This is a genomic window from Pseudarthrobacter sp. As-47 (assembly GCF_058215595.1).
In genome coordinates this window covers 1375616-1388130 of the sequence record NZ_CM177088.1, presented here as the reverse complement: position 1 = coordinate 1388130, position 12515 = coordinate 1375616, and the positions used below count along the sequence as shown (strand labels likewise).

The following is a 12515-nucleotide window of genomic DNA, read 5'->3' as shown; positions in this document are numbered from 1 at the left end:
GTCCACTGTAACCGTAGCGTTATAAAGCCGCCAAGAATTATGCATACCTGGTATTCATAATGTAACGCCGGGAAATCGGTCCCTCAGTCCCAGCTTCCGTATGCCCGCACGGTATTGTCGGCGATTCCGGCGCACAGCCCGGCCAGGTCAGTTCCTGTCAATTCGGCCATGGCCCGGACCGTGTAAGGGACCATGTAGCTGGCATTTGGCCGGCCCCGGTGCGGGTGCGGGGTAAGGAACGGCGCATCGGTTTCCACCAGGACCAGGTTGGGATCCGCAACAGCGAGCGCAGCACGCAGGTTGGCGGCGTTGCGGAAGGTCAGGGTTCCGGCAAAGGACATCCACCAGCCCTCCTGGTTGCAGGTTCTTGCCAGATCCTCATCGCCGGAGAAACAGTGGAAGACCACGCGTGCAGGGGCGCCTTCTTCCCGGAGCACCTGGACGACGTCGTCGTGCGCGTCCCGGTCGTGGATCTGGAGCGTCAGGTCGAGGCGTTTGGCGATGTCGATATGGCGGCGGAAGGAGTGCCGCTGGTGCGCCAGGCCTTCTCCTTCGGTGCGGTAGTAGTCCAGGCCGGTCTCGCCGATGGCCCGGATCCGCGGGTGGGCGGCCAGCTGTTCAATTTCCGCCAGCGCCTCTTCCAACTGGCCGCGGGCGGCGTAGCGGGGAGCGTCGTTGGGGTGCAACGCCACCGCCCCCAACAGCCGGCGGTCCAGGTCAACCGCTTGGACGGTGAACCGTGATGACTCAAGGTCGCAGCCCACCTGCACCGCACCTTGGACGCCCACGGCGGCAGCGGCATCAAGCGCCGCCGATATCCCAACGGGAGCCTTGCCATCCGGGAAGTCCAGGTGTGTGTGGTTATCCATCACGGGTATGGGCAGGGGCTCGGGAGCGGGCGGGAAGGCCTTTGGCCGGGAACTGCGCGGCTCCTGGGCGTCATCGGTGCCAGGGTCCTGATAAGCGGCAGGAGGAAGCGAGGTGCACATCCATCCAGCCTAGCCGCGGACCCTTCCCCATTTTTGTCGGAACTCTCTGTCAGCTGCGGCAGTTGTGTTAGTAGTCTGGTAGGAACACATGCGAACGCCCACCGACGGGCGACGGCAGGCTTGTTGTCCCGTCCAGGTAGAACCCCGGGCTGAAAGGTTGCCGATGGAATCCCACCGACGCACTGCCAACGATGTGAGCGCTGCGAACCGCACCCTGGCGGGGCTCGCTGATCCCGTCAGCCACCTGAACGGGCACCGCCCGGCCGCCATGGACGCGGAAGGTTTCCACGCGGCAACGCAGCGCATCCTCTCGTCTGTCAATACCGTCATCGATGGGAAATCCGACGCCGCCAGGCTGGCACTGACCGTCCTGCTGGCCCAGGGGCATCTGCTCCTCGAAGATGTGCCCGGAGTGGGGAAAACACTCCTCGCGAAGACCCTGGCCCGCACCATCGACTGCACCGTCAACCGGATCCAGTTCACCCCCGACCTGCTGCCGTCGGATGTGACGGGTGTGTCCATCTACAACCAGTCCTCCCGCCTGTTCGAGTTCCGGCCGGGGGCGGTCTTTGCCAACATTGTCATTGGCGACGAAATCAACAGGGCCTCCGCCAAGACACAGTCAGCGCTGCTCGAATGCATGGAAGAGCACCAGGTCACGGTTGACGGCACCTCGTACCGGCTCGACGAGCCGTTCATGGTGGTGGCCACCCAGAACCCCATCGAAATGGAAGGGACCTATCCGTTGCCGGAGGCGCAACGGGACCGGTTCATGGCCCGGATCTCCATGGGGTACCCGGACAAGGACGCCGAGATTGAGATGCTCGAGACGCATCAGGCCACCTCGCCCCTGACCAGGGTCTCCGCGGTGGTCACCTCGGCGGAGGTGGCCGCCATGATCACCACGGTGCAGCAGGTTTACGTGTCCAAGGCCGTCAAGGAATACACCGTGTCGCTGGGTAGGGCCACCAGGGAAAGTCCACTGCTCCGGCTTGGCGCCAGCCCACGCTCCCTGCTGCAGCTGCTCCGGGCGGCGAAAGCCACCGCCGCCCTGGACGCCCGGGACTTCGTCCTGCCGGACGACGTCGTCCACGTGGCCGAAGCTGTCCTGGCGCACCGCATCATCCTGGACCGCAAGGCTGCCGGGTCCGGGGAAACCCCGCACAGCGTACTGAGGGGCATCCTGTCCCGCCTGCCGGTCACTTCGGAGGGCGCCGGAACCGGCACAAGGAATGCGGCACCTGCCGGCAGGACAGCGGCCCCGGTCACCGGGCTGAGCAGGAACCAGTAGGGGAAACCCATGGCGCTGTCGGACAGGGTGCCGCGGCACCTCTTCACCCAACGCGGTTGGGGAATGATCGCCGCCGGCGGGGTTGCAGTGGGCGCCGCCTACGTCATGGGCCGCAGGGACCTGCTGACGCTGGCAGTACTGCTGATTGTCCTCCCCCTGGTTTCCCTTGCCGGGATCCGGCTGGTCAAGCCCCGGTTCCGGGTGTACCGCGAGTTCACTCCGTCGCCCGTGGAAACGTCGGCGCCCACAACCGTGCGGCTCGCAGTGGCACGGACGGGCAGCGGAAGCGGAAGCGCCACCATGGAGGAGCGGCTGCCCGCCCGTTTCGGCGAGTCGCCGGCTTTCCGGTTCCCCTCCCGTTCAGCCACCGGGGGCACCAGCCGGTATGAATACCACCTCCGTTCGGCCCAGCGCGGCCAGTTCCTCATCGGCCCGGTGACCGCCGAATTCACGGATCCGTTTGGCCTGTCGCTGCACAGGCAGGCAATAGACGACGGCGACATCCTCACCGTGACGCCCGCCGCCGTCGTCCTTCCCCTCACCGGACTGGCCGGCGCGCGCGGCAATGACGGCGTGACCGCCACCAGGATCCGAGCCAACCCCAGCGATGACGACGTGATGACCCGCGAGTACCGCCACGGCGACCCGATGCGGCGGGTGCACTGGGCTGCCACCGCACGCCACGGCGACCTCATGGTGCGCCAGGAGGAATCCGTCACCACACCTGAGGCCACGGTCATCATGGACCACCGGTACGGTGCGTTTAATGGAGGTTCCGGCGGGCCGGCGGGGCAGGCAGGCCCGGACGGGCACCCCTTGGCCACCAGCGGAACCTTCGAATGGTCGGTCGTGGCAGTCATGTCCATCAGCGCACACCTGGCGGAACGGAACTACGCGCTGCGCCTGCTCGACACCGGCGGCGGACCCGCCTTCCTGCGTTCGCCGTCGGCCCCCGAGCCTGAGGTGGAGGAGTACAGCGGCGCAGCCGGGCTCCAGTCCATCGCCGAAAGCCTGGCAGCCATCCAGCTGACCGGGTCCCACCACCCCCACCGTGACAACGCCCTCCAGCACTGGGCGGGCCGGGTCGGTGCAGCCGGCGAGCGCACTGCCCTCGACGCGGGACCTGAGGCCTTCGATGACCTGCTCATGGACAAACTTTCCGCACACCGCATGAGGGGTCCGGTGATCGCGGTCCTTGGAACACTCTCGCGGATGGAGGCCCTCGCCCTTGCCCCTGCCGCGGGCTACGCCACGAATGCCTTCGCCGTCATCGTGACGGAAAAGCCCGGCGAGTCAGCGGAGGTTTTGGAAGTGCTGCGGCAGGGAGGGTGGCGGGCGGTGGCCGTTGCGCCCGCCGTGTCCGTGGCATCGGCCTGGAGCCAGTTCGACCAAGACGTGGCAGTGCCCGCTCCCTCGGCCGAGGTCCGCCGCGGAACCGGAGCCGCGCGGTGACCGCGGCCCCAACGCGCAGTCCGGGAGCCAGCAGGCAGTCCGGACGCAGGCCGGAGCAGGCCGCCGCACGGCACCGGGTGGGCGCCTACCCCTGGGCCATGGCCGGCGCCATCGCCGTTGCCGTCTCCGGTGCCGCGCTTTCGCTGAACGGGGTGCTCCGCGGCTGGGGCTGGTACTGGCCCGTCCTGACCACCGTCGTGGTGGTCAGCCTCACGCTGGCTGCCCTGCGGTCCGTACGCGCCCAGCCCCTCCTGGTGACGGCCGGTGGATTCATCTCCCTGGGCGCCATCCTGACACTGACGTTCTTCCGCAGCTCCAGCCTGGCCGGGTTCATCCCTACCGCCGGAACCCTCGTTGAGCTGAACCGCCTCATCCGGAGGGCCAGCGAAACCGTCCTTTCAGAGACGGCTCCCGTGGCGCCGAATGTGGGCATCGTCATGGTCATTTGCGCTGTGCTGGGCCTGGCGGTGATCCTGGTGGACGCCCTCGCGGTGCCGCTCGGCATTCCCGCTGCGTCCGGGGTGGGGCTGCTGGCCATCCTGGTGGTGCCGGCAATGATCAAGCCGCAAAGCGTGGGTTTCTGGGGCTTCGCCTTCACGGTGGCGGGATACCTGGCGGTCCTCGCCTGCAGCCAGTATTTCGCCCCCAGTGCCCGGTTCCAGACTGATTCCGCGCGCAGCCCGGGCCAGGTGAAGCGTGCCGTGCTTACGGGATCTGTTGCCCTGGCCGCCACACTGGTGGTGCCCATGGCCATTCCCGGCTTTGACCAGGGAACGTTTCCGCAAGGTTCCCGGCTCAACCCGTGGGGCACCTCCACCGGCCTTAACCCCATGATCACGCTGGGCAACAGCCTGCGGACACCTGACGGCAGCGGCCGGATCACCTACGCCACGAACGCCTCCACCCCGCTGTACCTGCGCTCCGTCACCGTTGACCATTTCGATGGCGACTCCTGGGGGCCGGACGACCGTGACGCCTCCCGGCTGCCCCTGGGCGGGCGCATCGATCCCGGCTACACAGTCCTGGCGGACGAGCAGCAGCGGCTGGTCACAGCCATCGACGCCGGCAGCTTCACCAGCCCCTATCTCCCTGCCCCGTATGCCCCGGAATCGGTCCGCGGACTCAGCGGGCGGTGGACCTGGGACCCGGCCACCCTCAGCATCAAAGGTTCGGACACCACCACGTCCCGGCGGCAGGAGTACCTGGTCACGTCCACCGCCCCCCGGCTGACGGCAGGGCTCCTGGCACAGTCCTCGGCCGCCGTCCAGGGCATCCCGGAGGATTTCACCAGGATTCCCGGCAACGTTCCGGACATTGTCCGCAGCACCGCCGATACCGTGGCGGGGACAGGCACCCCGTACGCGAAGGCCATGGCCATCCAGAAATACCTCCGTTCGGCGGAGTTCACCTATTCCCTGCAGTCTCCGGTGCAGGGCGGCTATGACGGCAACGGGCTGTCGGTCCTGGCCGACTTCCTTGAGCAAAAGAGCGGATACTGCATCCACTACGCGTCCGCGATGGCTGTGATGGCGAGGCTCGAGGGCATCCCCAGCCGCATCGCGGTGGGCTACGCACCGGGCAGGCTTACCGGCGCCACGGTTTCGGTGGCAGGCCAGGGAGCACTGCCGGAGTATGAGGTGGATGCGCGCGATGCCCACGCCTGGCCGGAGCTCTACTTCCAGGGCCTGGGCTGGGTGCCTTTCGAACCCACCCCGTCCCGCGGCGTGGTTCCCGACTACGCCACGGAATCCTCCACCGCTGCCGCCCCTGACGCGCTTGACAACAATGATGACCTGCTTCCCGATGCCACCCCCGCACCCACGCCCGCGCCGAGCGCCACTGCGCTGCCCGCACCCGGCGGCGGCGGAAGTGCCGATCCGGGCGTCCAGCTCCTGCCGTGGCTCCTGGTCGCATGCAGCGTCCTGGGGCTGGCACTCCTGATGGCCGCGCCCCGGCTCATCAGGGCAGGCATGAGGGCCAGGCGGCTGAGGCCCCAGGACCCCGCTAACGCGGTGCCCCTGGGCTGGCGTGAACTGCTGGACCTCGGCACCGACTTTGGCCTTCCCCCCGGATCCAGCGAAACGCCCCGCGCGTATTCAGCGCGGCTGCGCGGCGCGCTGCTGGGGGATCCCGATGGCCTGGACCGGGCGGCGCACCAGGCCGTCGCCGCACTCACGGCAGGCTTCGAACGCCACAGCTATGGCCGCCCGTCCGGCGCTGACCCGGAGGCAGCGGCCGACGGCGGACAGCCCGGTCCGGCCCGCGGAACCGGCGGCGCCGTGGCTGCGCAGGTTGCGGCCGTGGAATCGTCCCTGCAGGCCAATGCGGGCTTGCCCAGGCGGCTTCAGGCGGCGTGGATCCCACCGTCCGTGATGGGACGGCTGGGCCGGCTGCTTGCCGCACCTTTCCTGGCCACAGGGCACTTCCTGCGCAGGACGGCAAAAGCCGTCGCACGCTCCCGTCCTGGTCATTCCAGGCAGGGGGCGGGCGACGGCGTTCGGCGGCACAGCGGCGGCTGACCGGCCGCTGTACCTGATCCGGGCGTTATCCGGCGTACGGGTCGGCGATGCCGATGTACTGGGTGTAGAGGTATTCCTCGATGCCTTCGAGGCCGCCCTCGCGTCCCAGGCCGGACTGCTTGACGCCGCCGAAGGGTGCCGCGGCGTTGGAGATGACGCCTGCGTTCAGGCCGAGCATGCCGGTTTCGAGGCGTTCGCCCATCCGGATGCCCCGGTTCAGGTCCTTGGTGAAGACGTAGGCCACCAGTCCGTATTCGGTGTTGTTGGCCAGGCGCACCGCGTCATCCTCTGAGCTGAAGGTGATGATGGGCGCGACCGGTCCGAAGATTTCCTCGGACAGGATGCGGGTGCCTTCGGTGACGCCGGAGAGGATGGTGGGCTGGTAGAAGTAGCCCGGGCCTTCCACCGGCCCGCCGCCCAGGACGGCTGTGGCGCCGGAGGCCACGGCGTCGGAGACCAGTTCGTGGACCTTGTCCCGGCTCTTCGCGTCGATCAGCGGGCCCACCTTGGACTCCGGCTCGGTGCCGCGGGCGGTGGTCATGTCCTTCATCTTTTCGGCGAACTTCTCCGCGAACTCGGCCGCGACGGATTCGTGCACGATGAACCGGTTCGCTGCCGTGCAGGCCTCGCCCATGTTGCGGAGCTTGGCGAGCATGGCACCGGCGACGGCGGCATCGATGTCGGCATCCTCGAAGACCAGGAACGGTGCGTTGCCGCCCAGTTCCATGGAGGTGCGCAGGACGGTTTCGGAGGCGTCGGAGAGCAGGCGGCGGCCCACCTCGGTGGACCCGGTGAAGGAGAGCTTCCGGAGCCGGGAATCCTTGATCAGCGGGCCGGTGGTGGCACCAGCGGTAGAGGTGGGGATGACGTTCAGGACACCGGCGGGCAGGCCGGCCTCCATCATGACGGCGGCGAACAGCTGGGAGGTCAGCGGGGTGAGGTTCGCGGACTTCAGGACCATGGTGCAGCCTGCGGCGACGGCCGGGGCGATCTTGCGGGTTGCCATGGCCAGCGGGAAGTTCCACGGCGTGATCAGCAGGCAGGGGCCCACCGGCTTCTTGGTCACCAGCAGGCGGGACTTGCCGTCCGGGGACACCGAGTAGCGGCCGAACGCACGCACTGCTTCCTCGGAGAACCAGCGCAGGAACTCGGCACCGTACGTGACCTCACCGCGGGCTTCGGCCAGCGGTTTGCCCATTTCCATGGTCATCAGCAGCGCGAAGTCTTCGGCGCGTTCGGTGACGAGCTCGAACGCGCGGCGGAGGATCTCGCCCCGTTCGCGCGGGGGCACCTTGGCCCAGGAATCCTGGGCCGCGGCGGCAGCGTCCAGGGCGGCCTTGCCATCCTCGGCACCGGCGTCGGCAAGGCTCAAGAGCACCTTCCCGGTGGCGGGATCCTCGACGTCGAAGGTCTTCCCGGAGATGGCGTCCCGCCATTCACCGTTGATGAGCAGGCCAGTGGGGACAGAGGCCAGAAGGGCGCTTTCGCGGTCTGCGGAAACGGCCGGCTGTGCAGTGACAGTCACGATGACTCCCTCGTCAGTAGGGTTGGTGCAGCCCTTGGCGGCGGCCGGAGCGACCGGGCCCATACAGGCTGAATTACTGCCAGACTACTGCGGCGGCTTCCGGCTGGTCTACGCCGTTGCGCACTGCCGCATCATGGCGCTGCTGTGCAGCTGCACAGCGGATCGGGCATCGTTTGCGGGGACGGTCAGCGGGCCGCCAGCACAGCGGAGTACAGTTCCCGTTTGCTCACCCGGACGTCCTCGGCCACCGCTGCCACCGCTTCCTTGAGCCGGATGCCCTGGGCCACGAGTTCGTTCACGGCGGCCACATGGTCCTCCGGCGTCCCGGGCGCCTTTTCCGGCGCCCCGCCAAGGACGACGGCGATCTCGCCCCTGATCTCCGTGCTTTCCGCCCACACCAATAGTTCACTGAGCGTGCCGCGGATGACCTCTTCATATGTTTTGGTCAGTTCACGGCAGACGGCGACGGGACGGTCCGGTCCGAACCGTTCGCGCAGCGCCCGCAGCATCACCTCCAGCCGGTGCGGTGCCTCGAAGAACACCATGGTCCTGCGCTCCCCCGCAAGCTCGGCCAGCCGCGACGCCCTCTCACCGGCCTTCCGCGGAAGGAACCCCTCAAAGCAGAAGCGGTCCGTGGGCAGGCCGGACAAGGCCAGGGCGGTGAGTACCGCCGACGGCCCCGGAACCGCCGTCACGGTGAGGCCTGCAGCGACCGCCCCTTCAACCAGGCGGAAACCAGGGTCCGAGACCGAGGGCATCCCGGCGTCCGTAACCATGACCAGGGTGCTTCCTGCCTGCACCTGTGCCAGCAGCTCGGCGGTCTTGGTGGCCTCGTTGTGCTCGTGGTAGCTGATGACCCGCCCGGCCACCGTGACGCCCAGGCTCTGGACCAGCCGGTGGAGGCGGCGGGTGTCCTCGGCTGCCACAATGTCCGCGGTTCCCAGCAGTTCCACCAGCCGGGCGGAAGCGTCACCGGTGTTCCCGATCGGGGTGGCGGCGAGCACGATGCGCCCCGCAGGTGCCGGGCCGGAATCAGGAAGGGTGCTGGGGTTAGGGTCCACGCCACCAGCCTACTGCTGCCGTGGACCGCCGGCCGCAAACGGTAGCATGGGCTGGTGACGCAGACCTCGACGCGGCCGGGCGGGACCGGACAGGCCGCCCCCGCGGCATCCGGTGATGAAACCGGGAGGACAGCAGGCGGTTCGGGCAGTTCCCCCCACCGGCCCTGGGTCAGCCGCCCCGCCGACGCCTTCACGGTCGAATCGCTGCTGGCACGGCTCCTCGGCAGCGCCCGCGGATGGCGCGACTACCCGCCGTCGCTGAGGCTGTGGTTCCTGCTGGTCCCCGTCCTGACCGCCCTTGCCGGCGGGATCCTCAGGTTCGTCCGGCTTGAGGCCCCGCCCAAGCTGGTCTTCGACGAAACGTACTACGTCAAAGACGCATACTCCTACCTGGTCAGCGGCTACGAGCGCGGCTGGCCGGACAAGGCCAATGACGCGTTCAACGCCGGAAACCCTGGTGTGCTGCTGGACTCCCCCGAGTACGTGGTCCATCCGCCCGTGGGCAAGTGGATGATCGCCGCCGGCATGGGGATCTTCGGCCCGGACAACCCTTTTGGCTGGCGCTTCGCGGCAGCCCTGACCGGCACACTGTCCATTCTGCTCCTGTCCCTGATTGCCCTGAAGCTCTTCCGGTCGCTTCCCCTGGCGGGGGCGGCCGGGCTCCTCCTTGCGGTGGACGGCCACCACCTGGTGATGTCCCGGACGTCGCTGCTGGATATCTTCCTGATGTTCTGGGTCCTGGCCGCCTTCGGGGCCCTGCTGCTGGACCGGGACAGCGGCCGGCGCCGGCTGGCGCTCCGGCTGGCGCGCGCCGCCGCCGACAACGGAGGGCGTCCGACGACGGGACAGCTGCTGTCCGGTCCGTGGCTGGGGATCCGCTGGTGGCGCGTGGCGGCGGGGATCTGCCTGGGGCTCGCCGTCGGGACCAAATGGTCTGGTTTGTTCTTCCTTGCCGGGTTCGGACTCCTCACGGTCCTGTGGGACCTCAACGCCCGGCGGGTTGCCGGTATCCGGGGCTGGATCAGCGGCGGCATCATCAAGGACGGGATTCCGGCGTTCATCAGCATGGTGCCGGTGGCCGGGCTGGTGTACGCGGCATCGTGGACCGGCTGGTTCCGGTCCGAGAATGCTTACTTCCGCCGGTGGGCGCAAAGCAACGCCTCCCCCGGATGGGACTGGCTGCCGGACGCCGTCCGCTCGCTGGCGCACTACCACCGGGAGGCCTACACCTTCCACCAGGGCCTTGGATCGGACCACCCGTACGAGGCAAGCGCATGGAGCTGGCTGGTACTTGGCAGGCCGACGTCGTTCTTTTACGAGACTCCGCCGCAGGGCAGTCCCGGCTGCGCGGTGGAAAAATGCACCTCGGCCATCCTGTCCGTGGGAAATCCGCTGATCTGGTGGGGCGCCGTTATTTCCCTGGTGGTCCTGCTGTTCTGGTGGGCCGGGCGGCGGGACTGGCGTGCCGGCGCCATACTGGCCGGTGTGGGCGCAGGCTACCTGCCGTGGTTCCTGTACCCCGAACGGACCATGTTCTACTTCTACGCGGTGTCCTTCGAGCCGTTCCTCATTCTGGCGCTCGTGTACTGCCTGGGCCTCGTCCTGGGCAGGGCCTCCGACCCGCCCTGGCGCCGCCGGTCAGGGCTGTACCTGGTGGCACTGTTCATCGCTGCGGCAATCCTGCTGTCGGCATTCTTCTATCCTGTCTGGGCCGCGGAAACCATTCCCTACGACGCCTGGAAAGTCCGGATGTGGATGCCGTCCTGGATCTAGGGCAGGATGGCATCAGACCCCCAACTGAGCCGCTGCCGCGGCGTGGCAGCGGAACGGAGACCTGCTGTGAGAGAAGCAAGCACCGAACTGCTGGTTGAGCTTGACGCCGCCAGCAACGTGACCGACCTGCTCCTGGAGCAGCATGCCGCCAACCCTGCCCATGCCCTGTACCGGCGAAAGGGCCCGAACGGCTGGGTGGATGTCACGGCCGCGAAGTTCCTGCAGGACGTCAGCGCCCTGGCCAAGGGCCTGATTGCCGGCGGCATCGAGCCCGGCGACAAGGTGGCGGTCATGTCACCCACATCCTACGAGTGGACCCTGGTCGATTTCGCCATCTGGTTCGCCGGCGCGGTGACGGTCCCCATTTACGAAACATCCTCCGCCCGCCAGGTGGAGTGGATCATCCAGGACGCGGGGGTGCGCCGCGTCTTTGCCGGGGACCGCAGCCTTGTGGCCCTGGTCTCCGATGTCCTGGCCGGCTCCGACCTCCTTCGGGACCGGCTCGTCAACGTGGTGAGGATGGATTACGACGGCGAAGCGCCGGACCTTGCCAGCCTCGCCGCTGCCGGCACCGGAGTCACGGACGCGGAGCTTGAACGACACCGCAGCCAGGCCGGGCTGGACGATGTCGCCTCCCTCGTTTACACCTCAGGCACCACAGGCAATCCCAAGGGCTGCGAGATTACCCACGGGAACTTCGCCCTGGTGGCAAAGAACATCGTGGCGTTCCTTCCGGAGCTGCTGCTGCAGGACCAGGCACGCACCCTGATGTTCCTTCCGCTGGCACACGTCCTGGCCCGCGCCGTGCAGGTGGTCTGCCTCACCGCCGGGGCCACCCTGGGACACACACCGGGGGCGGCGCAGCTCCTGGAGGACCTGGGCTCGTTCCGCCCCACGTTCCTGCTGGTGGTGCCGCGGATCTTCGAGAAAGTCCGGGCTACCGCTGCCCACAAGGCAGCGCTGGCGGGCAAGGCCCGGCTGTTCAAGGCTGCATCAGAGACCGCCATGGAGTACTCGCGGGAAGAAGACCTGCGCAATCGTGGCCAGGGCGACGGGCCCGGGCTGCTCTGCCGTGTACGGCACGCACTCTTCGACCGGCTGCTGTATCCCCGGCTTCGGCAGGCCCTGGGCGGGCAGGTGGGGTACACCGTATCCGGTGCCAGTCCCCTGTCCCTTGATGACGCCCACTTTTTCCGCGGCGCCGGGATCCCCGTGCTGGAGGGCTACGGACTGACCGAAACCACGGCACCGTGCACGGCCAACACACCGGCCAGGACGCGCGTGGGCTCAGTGGGCATCCCGGTCCCGGGCACCACCATCCGGGTGGCGGGAGATGGCGAGATCCTGGTCAAGGGGATTGGCGTCTTCAAGGGGTACCACAACAACCGGGCCGCGAACGCTGAGGCCTTCGTTGACGGGTTTTTCCGGACCGGTGACCTCGGGGAACTCGATGCACAGGGGTTCCTCACCGTCACCGGCCGCAAGAAGGACCTGCTGGTCACCGCAGGCGGCAAGAACGTGGCGCCGGGCCCGCTCGAGGAGACGATCCGTGCCCACCAGCTGGTAGGCCATGCCGTGGTGGTGGGCGACGGCAAACCCTTTGTCTCGGCCCTGGTGACGCTGGACCCGGAGGGCGTGGACAACTGGCGGTCCGAACGCGGCCTGCCCGCCCTTGCAGCGGGTGACGCGGTCAGCGATCCGGAAATCCTTGCGGCAGTCCAGGAGGCGGTGGACCACGCCAACCTGCTCGTGTCCAAGGCAGAGTCCATCCGCAGCTTCTCGCTCCTTGACGTCCAGTTCACCGTGGAGTCAGGACACCTGACGCCGTCCCTCAAACTGAAGCGGGCCGCCGTCGTGCGCGACTACGCCGGTGAGATCGCCAAACTCTACTCCTAGGGCGCAGTC

Annotated in this window: 8 protein-coding genes; 5 read left to right on the top strand and 3 right to left on the bottom strand. The window is 68.1% G+C overall.

Going from position 1 to position 12515, the window contains the following annotated elements; genetic code table 11:
• Nucleotides 1–83 precede the first annotated feature (83 nt).
• Nucleotides 84–989 carry a TatD family hydrolase gene (locus AC4BCK_RS06445; RefSeq protein ID WP_490566755.1) on the bottom strand — a complete coding sequence of 302 codons (906 nt, stop codon included), beginning with the start codon at nucleotides 987–989 and terminating at the stop codon, nucleotides 84–86.
• A gap of 163 nt (nucleotides 990–1152) precedes the next feature.
• On the opposite strand from AC4BCK_RS06445, the gene AC4BCK_RS06440 reads away from it, so the two are divergent.
• From AC4BCK_RS06440 to AC4BCK_RS06430, 3 genes are read left to right on the top strand one after another with little or no spacing between them, the layout of a single operon-like run.
• Nucleotides 1153–2280 (top strand): AAA family ATPase, encoded by a 1128-nt coding sequence (locus AC4BCK_RS06440; protein ID WP_174175586.1) that lies wholly within the window; start codon nucleotides 1153–1155, stop codon nucleotides 2278–2280.
• Nucleotides 2281–2289: 9 nt separating this feature from the next.
• Complete coding sequence (locus AC4BCK_RS06435; protein ID WP_174175584.1) at nucleotides 2290–3732, top strand: DUF58 domain-containing protein; 1443 nt, start codon at nucleotides 2290–2292, stop codon at nucleotides 3730–3732.
• On the top strand, nucleotides 3729–6251 hold the full coding sequence (locus AC4BCK_RS06430; RefSeq protein WP_490566754.1) for a transglutaminase TgpA family protein: 2523 nt from the start codon (nucleotides 3729–3731) through the stop codon (nucleotides 6249–6251). Before AC4BCK_RS06435 ends, AC4BCK_RS06430 begins: the two co-directional genes overlap by 4 nt.
• A gap of 25 nt (nucleotides 6252–6276) precedes the next feature.
• On the opposite strand, the gene AC4BCK_RS06425 is transcribed toward AC4BCK_RS06430, so the two are convergent.
• Nucleotides 6277–7776, bottom strand: a complete 1500-nt coding sequence (locus AC4BCK_RS06425; RefSeq protein WP_366277300.1) for an NAD-dependent succinate-semialdehyde dehydrogenase — start codon at nucleotides 7774–7776, stop codon at nucleotides 6277–6279.
• A gap of 185 nt (nucleotides 7777–7961) precedes the next feature.
• A complete protein-coding gene (rsmI, locus tag AC4BCK_RS06420; protein WP_174175578.1) occupies nucleotides 7962–8837 on the bottom strand; it encodes a 16S rRNA (cytidine(1402)-2'-O)-methyltransferase in 876 nt (291 codons plus the stop codon).
• 54 nt (nucleotides 8838–8891) lie between these two features.
• On the opposite strand from rsmI, the gene AC4BCK_RS06415 reads away from it, so the two are divergent.
• Complete coding sequence (locus AC4BCK_RS06415; RefSeq protein WP_363937994.1) at nucleotides 8892–10610, top strand: dolichyl-phosphate-mannose--protein mannosyltransferase; 1719 nt, start codon at nucleotides 8892–8894, stop codon at nucleotides 10608–10610.
• 66 nt (nucleotides 10611–10676) lie between these two features.
• Nucleotides 10677–12506, top strand: a complete 1830-nt coding sequence (locus tag AC4BCK_RS06410; protein ID WP_363937997.1) for an AMP-dependent synthetase/ligase — start codon at nucleotides 10677–10679, stop codon at nucleotides 12504–12506.
• The last annotated feature ends 9 nt before the right edge of the window (nucleotides 12507–12515 follow it).

Excerpts from the sequence above, each read along its gene's own strand:
- AC4BCK_RS06435 (WP_174175584.1), top strand. The coding sequence starts at position 2,290 with ATGGCGCTGTCGGACAGGGTGCCGCGGCACCTCTTCACCCAACGCGGT.
- AC4BCK_RS06445 (WP_490566755.1), bottom strand. The coding sequence starts at position 989 with ATGTGCACCTCGCTTCCTCCTGCCGCTTATCAGGACCCTGGCACCGAT.
- AC4BCK_RS06440 (WP_174175586.1), top strand. The coding sequence starts at position 1,153 with ATGGAATCCCACCGACGCACTGCCAACGATGTGAGCGCTGCGAACCGC.